Genomic DNA, 20,495 nt, shown 5'->3' with positions numbered 1-20,495 from the left:
ATAAAATGACTAAAAATATTCACGCTCACCGTATCCTTATCCTGGATTTCGGTTCCCAGTACACCCAGCTGATCGCCCGCCGCGTGCGCGAGATCGGTGTCTACTGCGAACTGTGGGCCTGGGATGTGACCGAAGAGCAGATCCGCGAATTCAATCCGAACGGCATCATCCTCTCCGGCGGTCCCGAGTCCGTGACCGAAGCGGGCAGCCCGCGCGCCCCCGAGTACGTGTTCAATGCCGGCGTGCCGGTATTCGGTATCTGCTACGGCATGCAGACCATGGCCGAGCAACTGGGTGGCAAGGTGCAATCCTCCAACCTGCGTGAATTCGGTTATGCCAAGGTGGAAGTGCTGGGCAACGCCGGCAAGACCAGCGCCCTGCTGCGCAACATTGAAGATGCCATCGCCGACAACGGCAACGCCCTGCTGGATGTCTGGATGAGCCACGGCGACAAGGTCAGCGAGATCCCGGCGGATTTCGTCACCATCGCCCAGACCGCGACCTGCCCCCACGCCGCCATGGCCAACGAAACCAAGCGTTTCTACGGCGTCCAGTTCCACCCGGAAGTGACCCACACCCGTCAGGGTGCTCGCATGCTGGAACACTTCGTCAAAGACATCTGCGGCTGCGAGTGCCTGTGGACCCCGGCCACCATTATCGACGATGCCGTTGCCCGCATCCGCGAGCAGGTAGGTGACGACGAAGTGATCCTGGGCCTCTCCGGCGGTGTCGACTCTTCCGTGGTGGCCATGCTGGTCCACCGCGCCATCGGCGATCGCCTGACCTGCGTCTTCGTTGACAACGGCCTGCTGCGCCTGAACGAAGGCGAGCAGGTGATGGAGATGTTTGGCGATCACTTTGGTCTCAACATCATCAAGGTGGATGCCGAAGAGCGCTTCCTCTCCGCCCTGGCCGGTGAAGACGAGCCGGAAGCCAAGCGCAAGATCATCGGCCGTGTCTTCGTCGAGGTGTTTGACGATGAAGCCAAGAAGCTGAAAAACGCCAAGTGGCTGGCGCAAGGCACCATCTACCCGGATGTGATCGAATCTGCCGCCAGCAAGACCGGCAAGGCCCACGTTATCAAGTCCCACCACAACGTCGGCGGCCTGCCGGAAGAGATGAAGATGGGTCTGGTCGAGCCGCTGCGCGAACTGTTCAAAGACGAAGTGCGCCGCGTTGGCCTCGAGCTGGGTCTGCCTTACGACATGCTCTACCGTCACCCGTTCCCGGGCCCGGGTCTGGGTGTGCGCGTGCTTGGCGAAGTGAAGAAAGAGTACTGCGATCTGCTGCGCAAGGCTGATGCCATCTTTATCGAAGAGCTGCGCAAGGCCGATCTCTACAACCAGGTCAGCCAGGCATTCGCCGTCTTCCTGCCGGTGCGCTCCGTTGGCGTGATGGGCGATGGTCGCAAATATGACTGGGTCATTGCGCTGCGCGCCGTCGAAACCATCGACTTTATGACCGCCCACTGGGCCCACCTGCCGTACGACTTCCTCGGCCACGTGTCGAATCGCATCATCAACGAGATCAACGGTATCTCCCGCGTGGTGTACGACGTCTCCGGCAAGCCGCCTGCAACCATCGAATGGGAATAAGCGGCTCACGCCCTTGCGCCCTTCAAGCATAAAAATGAAAAAAAGACGCCCTTGCGGCGTCTTTTCTTTTTTTAATCGTTTGCGCTGCAATTTTCTGCCGCTAGCAGCTTTGGCCGGGCTCGCTCCTGTCACATCTAACAGGAGGCGATTTCTGGCATCGGCACTAGGCTCTTTCATGCCCATTGCGACCGGCCTCTAAGTGATAAATCGCTAGCAAGCCTTATCAGACAATGCGGGCCTCAACAGGGCCGCGATTCGGCAAAGGGGAATCAGCGTGCCAACCGGCTGCTGCCCCGGTGGAGACCGGAAACCACTTGAATCAACGGGGCGCAGCCCGAACAGCCAAACGAGTCGGGACCATAGAGCACGGAGAGTTTGATATGTCAGAACAAGCAGTGTTGGTGGGTGGATGGACCGCATATCACAAGCTGACCGCCGAGGATCAGGCGGTATTTGACCAGGCGCTGAAAGGATTTGTCGGGGTGCAGTACGTACCCTTTGAAGTCTCCACCCAGGTGGTGGCTGGCACCAACTACCGCTTCAAGTGCAAGAGCACTGTGCCGCTCGCCCAGCCGATCCATGGCGAAGCCGTGGTGCAGATCTTCAAATCACTGGACGGGGATGCCCATATCACCTCCATTACCCCGATCTGATCAGGTTGTGGGGGTAGGCGGGGGAAGGGAAATCTCCTAACCGATTGGCTCCAACAACCTGCAATAAGAAAGACGCCTGAGGGCGTCTTTTCTTTATCTACGATTCGGCACCGTTGATATGTGACCAGCATTGGTATTTATTTGTTGATCTTGCTCAGGAAACTAACATCATTCTCTTTTTCTTATCTGTCTCGCTCGTTAATCTCGTTGAGATTGCCGATTGGCAATCCCTCTCTTTGAATCACATATGTATCAGAGCAGAAAAGCATATAGTAGCGGCAAAAAGTAGAAGAGATGAAGTTGTTATCTAGGGGCAATGATAAGGGGGGAGCCATTCCATCTAATTACGCTAGGTGACACAGCCGAGTTCATAGTGAATGGAGATTAGATATGTCACGAAAGCAAAAAATTCTTGGTGTTGATGGTAAGTACCACAAGAAGGGATCGGTGCTTGGTGTAGATGGAAAGTACCATCCACAAGGCTCAGTGCTTGGTATGGACGGACAATATCATCCGCAGGGACACTTTCTTGGCGTTGATGGCCAGTACCATCCGTCAGGGAGCGTGTTGGGCGTTGACGGCAAGTATCATCCTCCTGGGTATTTTCTCGGAGTAGATGGGAAATATCACCCTCCTGGGGCAGAGTTTGGTATTGATGGGAAGTATCACTAGGTGGGAGCTACCGAACAAAATTTTATTTGTCATAGAGGGAAATATGCCAGACCCTAAACCATATAGGTACCTAAACACCCTGCTGGCGAAAGCCGAATATGGTGATACTGATTTCAGAGAGTTCCTGAGTACAGATGCTCGAGTCATTCCGTTAGAAGTTTCGGATCAACACGGTTTTGAAGGTATTTTATATATAAAAATTACGCAAGAGAAACGCCCATACTGGGCACCGCTGGCAGATGCAATTGTCGGTAGGGCAATAGACCAGTTGTCGAATAAATCTAGCTCTGCAGTTCTTCTTATTCGCGTAAATAGTAAGGTGCTTGCATTCACCTTTGGGTATGGTCGGTTTCTTCTTAATACTGGGTATTTTGAACAGGATTTTGGTCTAAAAACGGCATTAAATACACTTAATCATCAGAGCTTACGCAGTGTTGAGCTTCATACACTTGAAGATCAACCTATCCAAAAGAAATCCCAAGCTACCCGAGATTCTGACGCCAGCGTTTTTGGAATTGATATATTTCGGGATGTACTCCGTGCTGTCACAGGTTCACCTAGAGTTGGTATCGGGTACAAGAACATTTCTGGTGGTGATGCGATTTATTCTTTTGGTATAGAAATGCTGGTGGAAGATATACCTGAAATCGCTGCAGACCTTCTTGGTTACTATAATCTAGACCTTTATAAAAAATCGTTCAGTTGGGTGGATAACATTAGGCGTGTAAAAGACACAGCGTCGATTTCAGCTTTAGACGATTTATTACTTGCAGCTGTGAAGGGGCGAGATGAGTCTATTGTTGTTACATTACCGGAGATCATTGAGTGGGATTCCGTGCTTGGTTTCAGTTTCACTCGGTCTAAACGCGATCTTTCGCCAACAATTGACACTGGTAAGTATCTTGATAATATTGTTCCTGACTCCATATCTGTTGAATCCATTCGTCGAGACCGACTTTACATCACTGATATACATGACAACGAATTTGCTCACTCACTCTACGAGTGCCTGTACTTCGAGTTAGATGGTATAAATTCAAAAAAAGTAATTTTCGGTGGTAATTGGTATGAGATCGATAAATCTTTCATGAATGGTATCGATGCCACGTTAGCTTTGATAGAACTCAGTGATATCCCATTCCCCTGTATTGAAGTTTGGGATGAAGGGGAGAAGAAAAAAATCGAGGCGGAGGGTGATTACAACGAGCGCGTAGCTGTTAGCTTAGATTGCTATTTATTGGATAAGAAACTTGTTAAATGTTCGAAGACTACGTCCCCTATCGAACTATGTGACCTTTTGACAAAAGACAAAAAACTAATTCATGTTAAGCACCGAAAAGGTGGTTCAGCTGGCCTAAGCCACTTATTCGCACAAGGTAGCGTATCGGCAGAGGTTATGCTCGGTGATAGGGCATTTAGGAAAGAAGCACGGAAAGTGTTGCGTCGTATTTCCCATTCTGCACATGAACTCATTCCTATCGATGGATTGAAAAGTTCAGACTATGAGGTTGTATTTTTGATCTTGGGTGATACTAATTTAAGTGTCAAAGAGAACCTTCCTTTTTTCAGTAAGGTTAATTTAACCCTTGTATTCGAAAACCTTTCACAGAGAGGCTACGAGGTGAAGATTGCTGGAGCCGAAAAGGTTGTTCGAGATGGAACATAATAACATGTGCTTCAGAATTTATAGCATGATTAGTATTTATCTCGTGAAATACCTATCACCTCAAACGTACATGACATAAAAGTTTGTTATTAGGGAGTTTATGAAACATCCAAAATTTAAAGGAACAGGCACTTTAGATGCTGAGTTAGATATGTTTCAGAAAGATCTGTTAAGTAAGGAAATTGAATTTAACTGGATAGTCAATGAGTTAAAGAATGCAGATCCATCTGTTGATAATATTAACAAGCTCAGGCAGAAACTTAGAAGTAAGGAAAAACAGGTTATAAAGGCCCGACGACAGGTAAAAGCTAAAAAAGATCAGCGAATTCGTAAAGTCAATGAGCGTCAGCATAGTAAGTTAGGTGGCCAAGCTAAGAAAAAGGAGCGATTAGCTTTAAATCGTGCAATCAATGAAGAAATGAAGAAGCAGGAGAATATTTTGTCACAGTTAAATAATGTGAGTATCAATTTCCCATCTCAAAAAAAGGAGCAACAGACTGGGACTGAGTTATTCATTTCACACGCATCAGAAGATAAGGCTGACTTTGTAAAACCACTCGCAGATGAGTTGATAGAACTTGGCGTGTCAGTATGGTATGACGAATATACATTGCGAATAGGTGACAGTTTACGTCGTTCAATTGATAAAGGTTTGGCAGAGTCTAAATATGGTTTGATTATTCTTTCGAAAGCCTTTTTTGAAAAGAACTGGACTCAATACGAGTTGAATGGACTTGTGGTGAAGGAAATGGAAGGGAGTAAGGTCATCTTACCTATTTGGCACAATATTACTAAAAATGAGATTATGCGTTTAAGTCCTTCTCTAGTTGATAAAGTAGCTCTAAATTCAGCAACGCTTACGGTGAGGGAAATTGCTGAGAAAATAGCAGATGCAGTGAAGCATGACTAATAATACCTCTAAAGAGAGGTTATGAAAGTCCGTAGGGTGCAATGAACAGCGTGAATTGCACCACTAATTTCGAGCATCTTACAATGCCAAAATCCTCTTTGAAAATGGTGCAATGCGCTGCGCTTATTGCACCCTACGTGGCTTCGTCAATCCGCTGGGGGGACGCTGAGCGCCATGCCTCGCCAAAGCAACAAAAAGGGCGATCTGCGCCCCGAATTCTTTATAATGCCCCCCTTTAAAACCGCTGGACGAAGGTCCGGCGCGATCTGATGGCCGGTTTGAGCCGTCAGACAGATCACCAGGATTGAGAAACGGTTATGCATACTCTGGAACAGCTGCGCTCAGGAGCCTTGAGCGGCGCTCGTCATCTGAAGCTCTCGGAAAATCTCGTGGAGTTCCCACCCGAGATCCTGAAACTTAAAGAGACGCTGGAGGTGCTGGATCTCACCGGCAACCAGCTAAGTACACTTCCGGACGAGCTGGCCGGGTTCAGCAAGCTGCGCATCATCTTCTGCTCCGAGAACAATTTCACCGAGCTGCCTGAGGTGCTGGGACGCTGCCCGGCGCTCACTATGGTGGGGTTCAAGGCCAACCGGATTGCACGCGTGTCGGCCAAATCGCTGCCCGCGGGTTTGCGCTGGTTGATCCTGACCGATAACGCAATTGAAAGCCTGCCCGATGAGCTGGGTCAGTGCGACGGTCTGCAAAAGCTGATGCTGGCGGGTAATCGCCTTACTGCGCTACCCGAGACCCTTGCCAACTGCCGTCGTCTGGAGTTGCTGCGTATCGCAGCCAACCAGCTCGAGGCGTTTCCCGAATGGCTGCTGTCGCTGCCGCGCCTCACCTGGCTCGCCTATTCCGGTAACCCCTTTAGCGATGCGCTGGAGTCGCGCATGGCGGCGAGTGCGCAGGTGGCAGATATCCGCTGGCATGAGCTGGCGCTGGGTGAACCATTGGGGCAGGGGGCCTCCGGCGTCATCCATGGTGCGAGCTGGAACGGGGGCGAGCGTCAGGCGGTGGCGGTCAAGCTCTTCAAGGGGGCCGTGACCAGCGATGGTTTGCCGCGCTGCGAGATGACGGCATCCCTGGCGGCTGGCAATCATCCCAACCTGGTCGAGGTGGTGGGGCGGGTGGCGGATCACCCCTCCGGCATTCCGGCGCTGGTAATGGGGCTGATAGATCCCGCGTTTGCCAATCTGGCGGGGCCGCCGAGCCTGGAATCCTGTACTCGCGATATCTATGCCGCCGACTTGCGTTTTACCTTGCCCGAGGTGATGGCACTGGTGCGGGGGATCGCCTCGGTGGCGCGCCATCTGCACGGCATCGGCATCATGCACGGGGACCTCTATGGCCACAATATGCTTTATGCCACAAGGCCATGTGAGGAGGTGCGGGTGTTGCTCTCCGATTTTGGCGCGGCCTCTTTTTATGAGCGTGCCGATCAGACGCGGGCCTTCGGGCTGGAGCGGCTCGAGGTGCGGGCCTTTGGCTGCCTGCTTGAAGAGCTGCTCGCACGTTGTGAAGCCGATGAGGCGAAGCTCGCCTCCTTGCATCGCCTCAAGGCTGCCTGTCTGGCAGAGCAGCCCGAGACCAGGCCGGATTTTGCCCACATCTGTACCGTGCTGGATGAGGTCGAGCTCTAACGGGAAAAGGCGAGAGGATAAGCGCTGCGCCGACGGGAATATCGCCCCAGGCGCTGTGCTTGTCATCTTCTCCCGGGTTTGCATTCCGGCGCCGCCAAACATCATGAAAACGTTGAAAAAGAGGCCTTGTTGCCTCTTTTTGTTTGGCGGCCGGTTATCAGGCAAAAAGGGGGCGGGCAACCGTGCCCGGGCTTGCACCGCGCCGGTTAAGTTGTGATATTGAAGCATCTTTAAGTAACAAGGGTAATGACGATGGAAGCTGCGTTTTGGCATCAACGTTGGGAAGAGAACCGGATTGGCTTTCATCAGGCAGATTTCAACCGCTGGCTGCAATCCTGGTGGTCGGCCCAGCAACTGGATGAGCCCGTGCTGGTTCCTTTGTGCGGCAAGTCCCGCGACATGCTCTGGCTCAAGGGGCAGGGGCACCCGGTCGATGGTTTCGAGCTCTCGGAGCTCGCCATCAGCCAGTTTTTCAGCGAAAACGGGCTCGCCGAAACGGTGAGTGAGGTGGGGCCCTATCAGTGCCATCAGCACGATAACCTGCGCATCTATCAGGGGGATTTTTTCGCCGCTCCGGAGCTCGGTCGCCGTTATCGGCTGGTCTATGACAGGGCGGCGCTGATCGCCCTGCCGACGGCCATGCGTCGCCAATATGCGGCCCTGATGAGCCGACTGGTGGAGGCAGGGGGCCAGATCCTGCTGGTGACCCTGGAGTATCAACCCGAGCAGCAGGTGCAGCCACCCTTCTCGGTGGGGGAGCTGGAAGTGCGCTCCCTCTTTGAGCGGGACTTCAGGGTGGAGGTGCTGGGGCGGGCCGCCGAGCTGGATCACCCGCGGGTGCTCAGTGGCCAGCTTTCTTACTTCGATGAGGTGGCTTACCGGTTGATCCGTCGCGATTGAGGGTAAAAAAGAGGGGATGTGCGCCAACAAGGGAGACTGAGTTGGACTCTTTGATACCTCCTTTGACGTAGATCAACGTGAGCATGAGGGTGAGTGCCTAATATGAGGCTGTTTCTCAATCACTGTTGGCATTGCAAGGCGAGCCGAGGTTGATCCCGCTTGCCGACCATCAACTCAGTGTCTGATTTTCACGCTCATGTTCACTTTTGGCGGCTTTGGTCGCAATTGTTATGGTTTTTCCAGCCGACCCTGATGGGTCGGCTTTTTATTGCCCGCGATCTTGTCTGCAGGTGGGGGAGGCGACCTGCTCAGGCCTCGAAGGTGGCGGCGTTGAGGCGAAATGCCTTGGGGTCGTCGATGAACTGGCCCGTGATGCGCTCGTCATGTTCGTGCCCCTGGCCATAGCTGCAGAGGATCAGTCGATCCGAGGTACGAGAGCGCAACTGGGTGATAAAGCGCACCAGATCGGCGCGGCTTAATCTTCCCACCTCCTGACAGACCCGCTCCCGCTGATCAAAGCCGAGATCCTTGTTGCCGATGCTGACCCAGAGCCGCTGGCCGCGACTGCGCAGATTGGCATCTCGCTCGCTGAGTTGGGCCTGCAGCCCCGCCTTGCTGTCTTGCCACTGCTGCTCGGTGAGTTCGAGCATGGCGAGCGGGAAGAGATCGATAAACTCCTCCACCGCATCGAGCAGGATCTGCGGCCCCGCCACCGGCGACTGGATATAGAAGATGAGGCCGGGATGACGGTTGAGGGGCAGGTTGCCGGCGCCTACCACATAGCCCAGTTGCTGGCGGGTGCGCAGCTCGTGGAAGAAGGTGGAGGACATGATGTGGTTGGCCAGAGTAAAGCAGGCGAGATCCTGCGCCCGGGTGGTGCGGGACTGGTAGTAAACCAGCAGCGCCGAATCTTCGTGTTCGCACCCCTGTTCGCGAATGAGGGTGCCCCTGTCCTGGATGGAGATAAGCGGGCGGCGGGTCTCGCTGCCGGGCTGGCTGTGGGGCGCCAGGTGGCGCTCCAGCAGGGCCGCCAGCGCCAAGGCTTCGGCCGCGGTCCAGTCACCGTGTACCAGGGTCTCCACATGGACTTCGCCAAACAGCCGGGCCACGAAATCCGGCATCTCGGTGAGCTCTACCGTGCGCAGATGGCGCAGCAGCTGCTCGAACGGCGGGTTGTTGGGCTGCAGCAAGCTGGTGAGCTGGTTGAATAGCTGGGAGATGGGGCGCGCCTTGGACTGGTTCTCCCAGTTGCGGATGAGCTGCTCTTTTATCTCGGCAAAGCGGCGCGGATCTGGGTACCCCAGGGTGCGATTGCCGAGGATCATGTCGAGCAACAGGGGCTGCTTGTCGGCAAAGCCGCTCAGGTTGATGGTAAAGCCCCCCTGATGGGCATAAATCTGATAACCGAGCCCCGCCAGTTCTGCGGGGTAGGTGAGTGCGTTGAGGTGATCCGTGAGCAGCTCTACCGCGAGGCGCGCCATGGCGATGTTGCGCGGGTTTTTCACCGCATGTTCGCTGTCGATGGAGATATAGATGTTGCCCTTGGGCACGCTGAACTGGTGCTCATGCAGGTGCCAGAGGCGAAAACCCGGCCGATCGATGAGGCAGGCCGGCATGTCGGCGGCAAGCTCAGGCGTGCGGGGATCGAGCCGCTCTGTGATAAAGGGGTTCGGTTTGGGCAGGGCGAGGGCCGGATCCGGCTCGCTCTGCTGCCAGTGCACTTTTTCTGATTCCGTAATGGTGGTGACGCTGTAAGGGGTCTGGTACCAGCGGGCCAGCCGATCGGTGGACTGCTCCGGCGCCGTGATGGTGATGCGCAGATTGTGGGGGGTGAGCTTGGCCAGCAGACGGCGGATCAGCCCCTCGTCATACTCGCGCATCATGTAATCGCCGTAGAGCAGATCCTCCGGGGCATAGCTGAACAGGTTCAACACCAGCCCGGAGACGGTATCGAGCGCCCGGCCTCGCTCCTGAAAGCGAAACGCCGATTCGAGCACAGTGCGCTTCTCGTCGTAACGCCAGGCCTCCAGCCCCTCCCGGGCGATCAGCTTGAGGTAGCCAAACAGGGCGGCGACTATCTCGTCCACATGGGCCAGCCCGAGAGGTGTCAGGCCGAAGTTGACCCCGAAATCCTTGAAGTTGGCGCCACTGATGCCACCGCCGGCGGATAGCTGATTGACCCAGCCCTTGCCCTTGAGCAGGGAGAGCAGGCTGCCATCCCCCTCATAACCGATGAGGTGGCTCAGGAAGGTGAGGGGCTTTTTGTCGTAGAACTCGTCCACATTGGGCAGGGGGAAGGTGAGCGCCAGTTTGCGCGTCTCCTTGACTGGCTTGATGCGGATGCGGATCCCCAGATCGTCGAGTCGGTAGAGGGGGGCTTCCAGGGTCGGCGTTCCCAGATTGCGATTCAAAATGGGAGCGAAATAGCGACGGCACCAGGCCAGCTGGGTCTCGATGGATTCGGGCGACGTCATGACCAGGGCCATGCGATCTGCACTGTAATGGCTTTCGTAGAACTGGATAAGGTCGGAGCGCAGGTCCCGGCCGGGCAGGTCGGCCAGGGTATCCAGGTTGCCCACCGAGAATTTGGAGAAGGGGTGCGCCTGGTTGACTGTCTCCTTGTGCACCTGATAGCTGCGCCTGATATCGTCTTGCAGCTTGAGCCGGTATTCGGAGTCGACCGCGTTGCGCTCCTTGTCCACCCACTCGGGATCGAAGGTGGGGCAGATGAAAAACTGGGAGAAGCGATCCAGCCCCGCTTCAAAGAAACCGTTGTCGATCTCGAAGAAGAAGTTGGTGAATTCGGTGCCGGTCCAGGCGTTGTTGCTGCCGCCGTGACGGCTCATGAACTGCTGGTACTCACCGGGTCTTGGGTAGGTGCAGGTACCAAGAAACAGCATGTGTTCGAGGAAGTGAGCCATCCCCTGCCGGTCCACCGGATCGTCAAAATGACCGGTGTTGACCGCCAGCGATGCTGCCGATTTGTCGGTTTCGGGATCGCAAATCAACAAGACCCTGAGCCGGTTTTCCAGCTCCAGATAGTGGTATTGCCGGTGGTCGTTGGGACTGGCATATGGGCTCATTGGGGTCGACTCTTGTAGGATTTATTTGAATTTAAACATGATTATCGACCTCGCTATCCCGTCAGGCAAACCCTTTTCTGAGAGGTCGCGCAATTGTTTCCCCCGGCACGGCGGGGTAAGATCCTCCGGCTATTAAAACAGGCCCGTTGGGCGAGGTAGTAATGAAGATCTATATCATGCGTCATGGCCAGGCTGGCATGAATGCGAAAACAGATGAACAGCGTCCATTGACCGAGCAGGGGATCGAAGAGTCACTTCAGATGGCTCGTTGGTTGTCGCCTCAGCTGGCCGGTCCGTTCGATCGGGTGATCCACAGCAACTACCTGCGTGCTCGTCAAACTTGGCAGACCATATGCAGTGAATTACCAGACGCCAAGGTGGTGGAAGAGAGTGGCGATATCACCCCCTACGGGGATCCCGCTTTCGTCGCCAGCTACCTGACCGCGCTGGCCGAACAGCATGAGCAGATCTTGCTGGTCAGCCACCTGCCGCTGGTGGGGTATCTGGTGCAGAGTCTCTCTCCGGCTGCGGGGGCGCCCATGTTTGCCACCTCGGGCATTGCCTGTATCGAATGGCGCGAGGGCAAAGGAAACTTGCTCTGGCTCGAAGGGCCGCATACAATACGCTAAAAGTTAACAAATAATTAACGAATGAATTTTTAGGGAAGAGAGAAGCGATTTTTCCGGATTTTTATAGTTAGTTAACGGAATTATTTCGCAGAAGCTGCTGTCATACGGATACAACTGCAAGAGGTTGCAAACGATGAGAGTGTTCAAGAAGTACCTGCCACTGATGGTGGCAAAGCACGTCAAAACCTTCTTTAAAGGTCGGATTTACATCCATGGTCGGGGGCGGTTTGATTTCCAGTCGGGGTTGTTGTTGATGCCGAGCCAGGCTGACATCCCCCATCGCCAGACGGTGACTGAAGTCAACGAGCTCATCTCCAGACTTCACATGGATGCGGCGTGACCCGCTTCTGAATAGGTTTCTGTGATCCCATGCCCGCACTCCTGCGGGCATGTTCGTTTTCGGGCCTTGCTTATCCCCTGTCGCACCCTATACTCCACACCCGACTTATCATCTCCATCCCGTCATTTCTGGATATTGTAATGCCCCTTGCCTTTGTGTTTCCGTTCTCCTGCATTGCCATCTGGGCTGGCAATGGCATTGTCAGCAAACTGGCGGTTGGCGTGCTCTCGCCGGCTGCGCTTGCCTGGTCCCGCTGGGTGGTGGCCGCCTGCATTTTGACGCCTTTTCTGGCTCGCCGGGTGTGGCGTGTCCGGGACCGCCTGCGCGCCGGTTGGTTGCAACTGGCGACGTTGGCCCTGCTCGGCATGGTGCTCAACCAGACCTTCGGCTACTACGCGGCGCAGACCCTGGGGGCCACCGAGATCGGCCTGATGATGGGACTGACCCCCTTGCTCACCGTATTGCTCAGCATCTGGCTGCTGCGCGAGTGTCCAACCTGGGGCGCCGTGCTGGGGGGAGTGCTCTCCCTCCTGGGCTTGGCAATTCTGCTGGGACACGGGGATCCTGCCCGGCTGTTTACCCAGGGCATCCATATCGGCTCCCTCTATATGCTGCTCTCGGCGGGCACTTATGCCCTTTACAGCGTGCTGCTCAAAAAATGGGATCTGGGGCTCGACAACTGGTCCATGCTTTACGGCCAGGTGCTCTGCAGCGTGGCGCTCCTGACGCCTTTCTATCTGCTGGTGGATGGCCAGTGGCCGGATAGTCAGGCCTTGTGGCTCATTCTCTACGCCGGAATTCCCACTTCGGCACTCTCGCCCTGGCTCTGGATGCAGGGGATCTCCCTGCTGGGGGCCAGTCGTACCGCCATCTTCATGAACCTGTTGCCCGTGATGACCGCGGGGCTTGCCATCACTCTGCTGGGGGAACACCTGACCAGTTATCACCTGATCGGCGGTGGTCTCACCCTGCTCGGTGTCTTGCTGGCGCAATTGTTGCTCAAACCCGTGGTGTTGAGGCGACGTGCTCCGCTGGCTATGGCGGCCTGTCAGGAAGATTGATCGTCAGGGCAAACACAGACTAAAAAAGGAACGCCTGCACAGCTGCAGGCGTTTTTGTCAGAAGAGAGATTACTGGGCTACCAGGTAGATATCCTTGCTGTAGACGATATCTTGCGGGTTCTGGTAGGGGTAGCCCTTGACGAACGGCTTGAGCAGCCGGGATTTGACGTAGAAGTAGACGGGCGCCAAGGGGACCTCTGCCTCGATCAGGGCTTCTGCCTGCTGATAGAGACGGTTACGCTCTGCGCCATCCTGGGAATCGTGCGCCTTGGCCAGCAGGGCGTCATACTCCTTGTTGACCCACTTGCCGCTGTTGGCACTGCTGCTGGACGTCATGATGTCGAGGAAGGTTGAGGCATCGTTGTAATCCCCGTTCCACGAATAGCGGCTGACCCCGAAATCCCCCTCATTGAGCACCGACACCATGGTCTTCCACTCCATGTTATTGAGCTTGGCCGTGACCCCCAGGTTGTGTTTCCACATGGAGGAGATGGCCAGGGCAATCTTTTTGTGGCCCTCGTTGGTGTTGTAGAGGATATCCACCTCCAGCGGTTTGTCCGGTCCATAACCCGCTTCGGTCAGCAGTGTCTTGGCCTGCTTGATCCGCTCTTCCTTGCTCATCAGCTCGCTGGCCGGTTTTTTCAGCTCGAAGCCATCGACGATGGGGGGCGTCAGGCTAAAAGCCGGCAGCTGGCCCTGACCCAGGATCTTGTCGGTGATAGTCTCCCGATCGATGGCAAGGGACAGCGCCTTGCGTACTTTGGGGTTATCAAACGGTTTGCGCTGGGTATTGAACACATAGTAATAGGTCGCGAGGATCGGGACGTTGACCAGCTCCTCTGGGCTTTGGCTCTTGATGTGCTTGTACTGCTCCAGCGGGTAGGTGGTGTAGTGCAGCTCGCCGGTGCGATAGCGGTTGTAAGCGGCGGTCTCCGAGACGATCTCCAGATAGATCACCTTGTTCAGGACGGTGTGCTGGTTGTCCCAGTAGTAAGGATTGCGCTCGGCGGTCAGGCGCTCGTTGGGGGTCCACTCCTTGAGCACGAAGGCGCCATTGGAGACGATATTGCCCGGTTTGACCCACTCCTTGCCATATTTGTCGATGGTGGCCCTGGGGGCCGGGAAGGTGGTGTAGTGGGAGAGGGTCTTCAGGAAGAAGGGGACCGGATTTTTCAGGGTAATTTGCAGGGTATGGGGATCGAGGGCCTTGATCCCCAGGGCGTCTGGCGTCTTCTTGCCCTGGATCACCTCGCTGGCGTTGGTGACACCGGTCAGCTCGATAAACCAGGCGTAGTTGGAGGCGGTCTTGGGATCCGCCGCCCGTTGCCAGCCATAGACATAGTCGGCCGCAGTGACGGTCTCACCGTTTGACCACTTGGCCTCGGGCCTTAGCTTGAAGGTGTAGACAGTCCCCGTGCTGTCGAGCTCGTAGCCTAGTGCACCCGCAGGCTGGGGTTTACCGTCGCCATCCAGGGTGTAGAGCCCCTCGAACAGATCGTTGACGATGGCACTGCCCGCACTCTCTTCCACTAGTTGGGGGTCGATGGTGGTGGGTTCGGTGCCGATATTGGTCACGTAGATCTGCTGGGCATCGGGCAGCAGTTTGGTGCCGGCCGGGACGTGTGCAGCCAGCACAGGCTGGGCCGCCAGGGTGAACAGACCGGCAACCATGCCGGCAATGAGAGTCCTTTTCATTGAATATCCTTATGTTTTTTTGCTTCCAAAGCGCAGCCAGTGTGCGGGATTGAAGACGGGATCTCAAGAGGCAGGCCGATACGAGGTGCCATGATGGGAGTGAGTCAAAAGAGCCCTGTTTTATCGCGCCTGTGGCACGCATACTGACGGTTTTCTATCACGAATTAAGAGGCCGAAATTGGTCAGTTGACCTGGCTTTTTCGCACTCTCGACACCACTTTCTGTCAAGTGCTGGCGTTTTAATAGCCCGCTTAATTCGCTGCAAAAACAAAAAACAGACGTTACATTAGGTTACAAAACAACACGGCCGAGGATCGGCTTCTTTTTTTTCGATCTTTGCAAACGTTTTCAACGCCAACGGGAACGACCTTAAAGGACCAACAATGCGAAACATGATCACCATGGGCGAGTTCATCGTCAAAAAGCAGGCGGATTACCCAACCGCAACCGGCGAGCTGACGTCATTGCTCAGCTCCATCCGCCTGGCGGCCAAGGTGGTGAACCGGGAGATCAACAAGGCTGGGCTGGCGGATATCATCGGCTCCGTGGGTTCCGAGAACGTGCAGGGCGAGGTACAGCAGAAGCTGGACGTGTATGCCAACGAGCGCTTCAAGGCGGCCCTCGAAGCCCGTGGCGAGGTGTGCGGCATGGCGTCGGAAGAAGAAGAGGACTTCGTCGCCTTCGATTCTCCGCTCTCCAGGAACTCCAAATATGTGGTGCTGATCGACCCGCTCGACGGCTCTTCCAACATCGATGTCAACGTCTCGGTCGGGACCATCTTCTCCATCTACCGTCGCGTCAGCCCGCAGGGCGGCCCGGTGACCCTGGAAGATTTCCTGCAGCCGGGCAACCGTCAAGTCGCTGCCGGTTACGTGGTCTACGGCTCCTCCACCATGCTGGTCTACACCACCGGCTTTGGCGTCAACGGCTTTACCTATGATCCTTCCATCGGTTGCTTCTGCCTCTCCCATGAGAACATCCGCATCCCGCAAGAGGGCAAGATCTACTCCATCAACGAGGGCAACTACATCAAGTTCCCGGACGGGGTGAAGAAGTACCTCAAATATTGTCAGGAGCGGGACGAGGCGACCCACAGACCCTACACCTCCCGCTACATCGGCTCCCTGGTCTCCGATTTTCATCGCAACCTGCTCAAGGGCGGCATCTACATCTATCCGTCCGGCACCAACTCCCCGAACGGCAAGCTGCGCCTGCTCTATGAGTGCAACCCCATGGCGTTTCTGGTGGAGCAGGCCGGTGGCAAGGCCTCCGACGGTTTTGGCCGGATCATGGACATCAAGCCTACCGAGCTGCACCAGCGCACCCCTTACTTCGTCGGTTCCACCAAGATGGTTGAGCGGGCCGAGGCCTTCATGCGAGAGTTTTCCGCCCACGAGGATCCTGCCAATCAGGGCTGATGCGAGGCAAAGCGCAGCCAACCGCAGATAATAAAAACGGGAGCCGCAAGGGCTCCCGTTTTTATTGGCCAAGTGGCCAGGTTACTGGCTGTGGCTGGCGAGATCGGCCAGCAAGCCATCCACCAGTTTGAGTCGCATGGCGCGATCCTGGGTCGGCACCTGGAAGCGCAGCCGGGTCGGTCCATCCATCTTGTAGATGCGTGGTTGCTCGGAGAGAAGCTTCACCAGATAGGCCGGGTTGACGCGGGTCTCCTGGGTGAAGTCCAGATAGCCGCCGCGCTCGCTCATCTCCACCCGGCGAATGCCAAGGGCGGTGGCGCGCTGGCGGAAGGCCGCCAGTTCCATCAGGGTTTTGGTCGCCTCCGGCAAGAGGCCAAAGCGGTCGATGAGCTCCACCTTCAACTCCCGCAGCTCCTGCTCGTCCGCCGCGCTGGCGATGCGCTTGTACATGGAGAGACGCATGTTGACGTCCGGGATGTAGTCGTCCGGCAACAGCGCAGGCAGGCGCAACTCCACCTCGGTGTGCTGGCTCATCAGTTGCTCGAGCGACGGCTCCTTGCCATTTTTCAGTGCCTCGACCGCCTGCTCCAACATCTCCATATAGAGGGTAAAGCCCACCGATTCGATCTGGCCGCTCTGATCGTCCCCCAAGAGCTCGCCGGCGCCGCGGATCTCCAGATCGTGGGTGGCCAGGGCAAAGCCGGCGCCGAGATCTTCCAGCGATGCGATGGCTTCGAGCCGCTTGGCCGCATCCTTGGTCATCAGCTTGGGATGAGGGGTGAGCAGATAGGCATAAGCCTGGTGGTGGGAGCGACCGACCCGGCCGCGCAGCTGGTGCAACTGGGCAAGCCCCAGATGGTCGGCTCTGTCCATGATGATGGTGTTGGCGCTCGGCACGTCGATGCCGGTCTCGATGATGGTGGTACAGACCAGCAGGTTGAAGCGCTGGTGGTAGAAATCCGACATGATCCGCTCGAGTTCGCGCTCGCGCATCTGGCCGTGGGCGATGCCGATGCGCGCCTCCGGCACCAGCTCGGCGAGATCCGCCGCGCACTTCTCGATGCTCTCCACGTCATTGTGCAGGTAGTAGACTTGGCCGCCGCGTTTTAACTCCCGCAGCACCGCCTCACGCACCACCGCCGGCTCGTGCTGGCGCACGAAGGTCTTGATAGCGAGGCGCTTGGCGGGTGGGGTGGCGATGATGGAGAGATCCCGCATGCCCGACATCGCCATGTTGAGGGTGCGCGGAATGGGGGTCGCGGTGAGGGTGAGGATATCGACGTCGGCGCGCAGCGCCTTGATCTTCTCCTTCTGGCGTACCCCGAATCTGTGCTCCTCGTCGACGATGAGCAGCCCCAGATCCTTGAAGGTGAGATCGGAGCCCAGCAGCTTGTGGGTGCCGATGATGATGTCGACCTTGCCCTCGGCCAGCTCCTTCATCACCGCGCTCTGCTCCTTGGCGGAGCGGAAACGGCTCAGCACCTCCACCCGCACCGGCCAGTTGGCGAAGCGGTCGCGGAAGTTGTCGTAGTGCTGCTGGGCGAGCAGGGTGGTGGGCACCAGCACCGCCACCTGCTTGCCGCCGTGCACGGCGACAAAGGCGGCGCGCATCGCGACTTCGGTTTTACCAAAGCCCACGTCGCCGCACACCAGCCTGTCCATGCTCTTGGCCTGGCACATGTCGCCAAGCACCGCATTGATGGCATTGAGCTGATCCTCGGTCTCCTCGAACGGGAAACCGGCAGCAAACTGGCGGTAGGCTTCCTTGTCGTGCTTGAAGGCAAAACCGGCGCGAGCGGCGCGATGGGCATAGACGTCGAGTAGTTCGGCGGCGACGTCACGCACTTTTTCGGCTGCCTTGCGCCGCGCCTTGCTCCAGGCCTCGCCACCCAATTTATGGCTGGGCGGGTTATCCGATCCGGTATAACGGCTGATAAGGTGCAGGCTGGTGACCGGCACGAACAGCTTGTCGCCGCCGGCGTACTCCAGGGTCAAAAACTCGGTGGGCAGACCGCCGGCATCGATGGTCTCGAGCCCCAGATAACGGCCGACACCGTGATCAAGATGCACCACCGGTTGGCCCTGGGTCAGCTCGCCCAGGTTTCGGATCACCGCATCGGAGCTTAAGTTCTTGCTCTTCTCCCGTTGCCGTTTGCTGCGGATCTTGCCGCCCAGCAGCTCGCTCTCGGTGATAAGGGCCAGCTCCTCTTGCCCCGGCTCTCGCAGCAAGAAGCCGCGCTCGAGCGGTGCCACCAGCAGGCCGTGGCGGGCCTTGCTGGTGATGAAGGCATCGAGCGAGTCGAACTCCTTGGGCTGCAGCGCGATGCGGGCCAGCAAGTCCCCCAGCACCTCGCGTCGCCCCTCGGACTCCACCGCAAACAGGGTGCGCCCGGCAAACCCTTGCAGGAACTGGCTGAGCGCCAGCAGGGGCTGCTCCTTGCTGTGATCGAGTTGCAGGTCGGGCAGGGGGGCGATGGGCAGATCCCGCTGGCCGGCATCCCCGCCAGTAGCGGCCTCCTGCAGCCGCACCGCGCCATATTGACCCAGCTCGGCGAACAGCTGCTCCACCGGCAGATAGATCTGCTGGGGGGGCAACAGGGGGCGGGTGCTGTCCCAGCGCCGCTCCTCATAACGCTGGCCGATGTCGTTCCAGAAGCGCTGGGCGGCGGGGTAAATATCCCCCACGGTGAGCAGCAAGGTGCTCTGTGGCAGGTAATCGAACAGGCTGGCGGTTTCCTGGAAAAAGAGCGGCAGATAGTATTCGATGCCGGCCGGCCAGCGTCCCTTGCTCACCTCCTGATAGACGGAGCCCTCGGCGCGGGAGATCTCGAACTGTTCGCGATAGTGGCCGCGAAAGAGCTCGATGGCGCTCTCGTCGGTGGGGAACTCCCGGGCCGGCAACAGGCTGACCGATTTGACCGGCTCGCTGGAGCGTTGGGTCTCGGGATCAAACGGGCGGATGGAGTCCACCTCGTCATCGAAAAAGTCGATGCGATAGGGGGTGTTGCTGCCCATGGGGAAGAGATCGAGCAAGGAGCCGCGGGCGGCAAACTCGCCGTGTTCCAGCACCTGATCCACCGCCACGTAGCCCGCCTCGGCAAGACGTCCGCGCAGCTGCTGCAGGTTGAGGCGCTGGCCGCTTGTCACCATCAGGCTGTACTTGTCGAGATAGGCGCGGGGGGCGCAGCGCAGCATCAGGGTCGAGATGGGCACGATCAGCACCCCCTTGCTCATCTGCGGCAGCTTGTAGAGGGTCTCGAGGCGCTGGGAGATGATGTCCTGATGGGGAGAGAAGGTGTCGTAGGGCAGGGTTTCCCAGTCGGGAAACAGCAGCACGGGACATCCCTCATCTGCCAGCAGGTATTGCAGTTCCTGTTCGAGGCGCAGGGCGCTCGGGGTATCGGCGGTGACCAGCAGGACGGGACGGTCTGCCGCCCCCGTGATGCGGGCGGCGAACAGCGAGAGGCTGCTGCCGACCAGCTGGCCAAGCGTGATTTTTTGGCCCGCTTTGGCGGGCAAGGCGGGGAGAGTCATTGGCATCATTCGATTCTTTTAACGTTGGCGGTTGTTAGCGCTGACGTTCGTTGTGGTTAACGCTGACGCTCCTGAGCGCGCAGCTTGAGTTGTTTTGATTGCACATGCAGGCTGGCGCGTACCAGCAGTTCACGGTCATCTTCACGGATCCGCACATAGTCGAGCACCACATGGTTGCCGTGCTCGCCCCCCTCGACCTGCTTGACCTGGCCATAGCAGTAGATGGCGGCCGCCTCGTCGCGCAGGAAGATCTTGAGGCGCACTATCTGGTGCGGCTGAGGGACATCGCCATGGCCGTGATAGGGATGCAGATAGGTAAGCTGACCGGCACCGAAACGCAGAGTGTGGAAGCGCTGCTCGGGATGATCCTGCAAGGAGAGCACATAGCTCATGATCATGTCGATCTTGCGGGATTGCTGATTGACGATCTCGAGGAGGTCGTGCATCGAATCATTCTGGTTGCGCAGCATGCGGGTGGTCACCAGATCGATGGAGGTAATGGCCGAGGCGATCCGAAAGGGCTCCGGCAGCTCAGCGTCCAGCTCCTCCAGTGAAGGCAGCTGAAAGTCGGCCGGCATGGGGATCACATTGACCGGCGTGGCATGAGTGACGCTGAAGAACTGTTCCTGCATGGAGGCTATCCCTTGTTGTCATAGACGGTTTCCCTTTATTATCCGGTATCTTATTTTGTTGGCA

General features: G+C 56.8%; 15 protein-coding genes. 11 read left to right on the top strand and 4 right to left on the bottom strand.

The features are described 5' to 3' along the window. Positions 1-5 precede the first annotated feature (5 nt). The 7 genes from guaA to ACB028_RS11460 all read left to right on the top strand — a co-directional run bounded on the left by guaA (position 6) and on the right by ACB028_RS11460 (position 8,039). Entirely contained in the window at positions 6-1,595 is a 1,590-nt protein-coding gene (gene guaA / locus ACB028_RS11490) for a glutamine-hydrolyzing GMP synthase (RefSeq protein WP_225632142.1), read from the top strand. 380 nt (positions 1,596-1,975) lie between these two features. After that, entirely contained in the window at positions 1,976-2,248 is a 273-nt protein-coding gene (locus tag ACB028_RS11485) for a hypothetical protein (RefSeq protein ID WP_101531265.1), read from the top strand. A gap of 390 nt (positions 2,249-2,638) precedes the next feature. After that, positions 2,639-2,920 carry a hypothetical protein gene (locus ACB028_RS11480; RefSeq protein WP_371144332.1) on the top strand — a complete coding sequence of 94 codons (282 nt, stop codon included), beginning with the start codon at positions 2,639-2,641 and terminating at the stop codon, positions 2,918-2,920. Between the two features lie 43 nt (positions 2,921-2,963). Continuing rightward, the gene (locus ACB028_RS11475; RefSeq protein ID WP_371144331.1) at positions 2,964-4,586 is read left to right on the top strand and encodes a TIGR04141 family sporadically distributed protein; all 1,623 of its coding nucleotides are present in this window, start codon (positions 2,964-2,966) and stop codon (positions 4,584-4,586) included. A 100-nt stretch (positions 4,587-4,686) separates the two neighbouring features. Next, positions 4,687-5,496, top strand: a complete 810-nt coding sequence (locus ACB028_RS11470; protein WP_371144330.1) for a toll/interleukin-1 receptor domain-containing protein — start codon at positions 4,687-4,689, stop codon at positions 5,494-5,496. Between the two features lie 317 nt (positions 5,497-5,813). Beyond that, positions 5,814-7,139: a leucine-rich repeat-containing protein kinase family protein gene (locus tag ACB028_RS11465; protein ID WP_371144329.1), complete on the top strand. Its 1,326-nt coding sequence runs from the start codon at positions 5,814-5,816 to the stop codon at positions 7,137-7,139. A 252-nt stretch (positions 7,140-7,391) separates the two neighbouring features. Beyond that, positions 7,392-8,039, top strand: a complete 648-nt coding sequence (locus ACB028_RS11460) for a thiopurine S-methyltransferase (protein ID WP_371144328.1) — start codon at positions 7,392-7,394, stop codon at positions 8,037-8,039. 308 nt (positions 8,040-8,347) lie between these two features. Here ACB028_RS11460 and ACB028_RS11455 read toward each other — a convergent pair whose 3' ends face one another. After that, positions 8,348-11,122: an insulinase family protein gene (locus tag ACB028_RS11455; protein ID WP_371144327.1), complete on the bottom strand. Its 2,775-nt coding sequence runs from the start codon at positions 11,120-11,122 to the stop codon at positions 8,348-8,350. 161 nt (positions 11,123-11,283) lie between these two features. Here ACB028_RS11455 and sixA point away from each other — a divergent pair, with 161 nt between their 5' ends. From sixA to ACB028_RS11440, 3 genes are all read left to right on the top strand, one after another. After that, positions 11,284-11,751 carry a phosphohistidine phosphatase SixA gene (sixA, locus tag ACB028_RS11450; protein WP_042069574.1) on the top strand — a complete coding sequence of 156 codons (468 nt, stop codon included), beginning with the start codon at positions 11,284-11,286 and terminating at the stop codon, positions 11,749-11,751. A gap of 133 nt (positions 11,752-11,884) precedes the next feature. Then, positions 11,885-12,091 carry a DUF1107 domain-containing protein gene (locus ACB028_RS11445; protein WP_026457339.1) on the top strand — a complete coding sequence of 69 codons (207 nt, stop codon included), beginning with the start codon at positions 11,885-11,887 and terminating at the stop codon, positions 12,089-12,091. Between the two features lie 140 nt (positions 12,092-12,231). After that, positions 12,232-13,152, top strand: coding sequence for a DMT family transporter (locus ACB028_RS11440; protein WP_371144326.1), 921 nt, complete (start codon positions 12,232-12,234; stop codon positions 13,150-13,152). Between the two features lie 69 nt (positions 13,153-13,221). Here ACB028_RS11440 and ACB028_RS11435 read toward each other — a convergent pair whose 3' ends face one another. Beyond that, positions 13,222-14,847, bottom strand: coding sequence for a peptide ABC transporter substrate-binding protein (locus ACB028_RS11435; protein WP_371144325.1), 1,626 nt, complete (start codon positions 14,845-14,847; stop codon positions 13,222-13,224). Positions 14,848-15,230: 383 nt separating this feature from the next. Between ACB028_RS11435 and fbp the strand changes: the two genes are divergently transcribed. Continuing rightward, entirely contained in the window at positions 15,231-16,265 is a 1,035-nt protein-coding gene (gene fbp / locus ACB028_RS11430) for a class 1 fructose-bisphosphatase (protein ID WP_061477330.1), read from the top strand. A gap of 81 nt (positions 16,266-16,346) precedes the next feature. On the opposite strand, the gene mfd is transcribed toward fbp, so the two are convergent. Both mfd and ACB028_RS11420 read right to left on the bottom strand, forming a co-directional pair. Then, a complete protein-coding gene (gene mfd / locus ACB028_RS11425; protein ID WP_371144324.1) occupies positions 16,347-19,808 on the bottom strand; it encodes a transcription-repair coupling factor in 3,462 nt (1,153 codons plus the stop codon). Between the two features lie 47 nt (positions 19,809-19,855). Next, positions 19,856-20,431 (bottom strand): PilZ domain-containing protein, encoded by a 576-nt coding sequence (locus tag ACB028_RS11420; RefSeq protein ID WP_371144323.1) that lies wholly within the window; start codon positions 20,429-20,431, stop codon positions 19,856-19,858. Positions 20,432-20,495 lie beyond the last annotated feature (64 nt).

The sequence above is a fragment of the Aeromonas sp. S9(2024) genome (genome assembly GCF_041403185.1).
Classification (GTDB): Bacteria; Pseudomonadota; Gammaproteobacteria; order Enterobacterales; family Aeromonadaceae; genus Aeromonas; species Aeromonas enteropelogenes.
This window is presented reverse-complemented; position numbering and strand designations above follow the sequence as displayed.

Bases quoted from the DNA above. Each gene is read 5' to 3' on its own strand.
- ACB028_RS11455 (WP_371144327.1), bottom strand. From the start codon at position 11,122: ATGAGCCCATATGCCAGTCCCAACGACCACCGGCAATACCACTATCTG.
- fbp (WP_061477330.1), top strand. From the start codon at position 15,231: ATGCGAAACATGATCACCATGGGCGAGTTCATCGTCAAAAAGCAGGCG.
- ACB028_RS11460 (WP_371144328.1), top strand. From the start codon at position 7,392: ATGGAAGCTGCGTTTTGGCATCAACGTTGGGAAGAGAACCGGATTGGC.
- ACB028_RS11435 (WP_371144325.1), bottom strand. From the start codon at position 14,847: ATGAAAAGGACTCTCATTGCCGGCATGGTTGCCGGTCTGTTCACCCTG.
- sixA (WP_042069574.1), top strand. From the start codon at position 11,284: ATGAAGATCTATATCATGCGTCATGGCCAGGCTGGCATGAATGCGAAA.
- ACB028_RS11475 (WP_371144331.1), top strand. From the start codon at position 2,964: ATGCCAGACCCTAAACCATATAGGTACCTAAACACCCTGCTGGCGAAA.
- ACB028_RS11480 (WP_371144332.1), top strand. From the start codon at position 2,639: ATGTCACGAAAGCAAAAAATTCTTGGTGTTGATGGTAAGTACCACAAG.
- ACB028_RS11465 (WP_371144329.1), top strand. From the start codon at position 5,814: ATGCATACTCTGGAACAGCTGCGCTCAGGAGCCTTGAGCGGCGCTCGT.
- ACB028_RS11445 (WP_026457339.1), top strand. From the start codon at position 11,885: ATGAGAGTGTTCAAGAAGTACCTGCCACTGATGGTGGCAAAGCACGTC.
- ACB028_RS11440 (WP_371144326.1), top strand. From the start codon at position 12,232: ATGCCCCTTGCCTTTGTGTTTCCGTTCTCCTGCATTGCCATCTGGGCT.
- ACB028_RS11420 (WP_371144323.1), bottom strand. From the start codon at position 20,431: ATGCAGGAACAGTTCTTCAGCGTCACTCATGCCACGCCGGTCAATGTG.
- ACB028_RS11470 (WP_371144330.1), top strand. From the start codon at position 4,687: ATGAAACATCCAAAATTTAAAGGAACAGGCACTTTAGATGCTGAGTTA.
- ACB028_RS11485 (WP_101531265.1), top strand. From the start codon at position 1,976: ATGTCAGAACAAGCAGTGTTGGTGGGTGGATGGACCGCATATCACAAG.
- mfd (WP_371144324.1), bottom strand. From the start codon at position 19,808: ATGATGCCAATGACTCTCCCCGCCTTGCCCGCCAAAGCGGGCCAAAAA.
- guaA (WP_225632142.1), top strand. From the start codon at position 6: ATGACTAAAAATATTCACGCTCACCGTATCCTTATCCTGGATTTCGGT.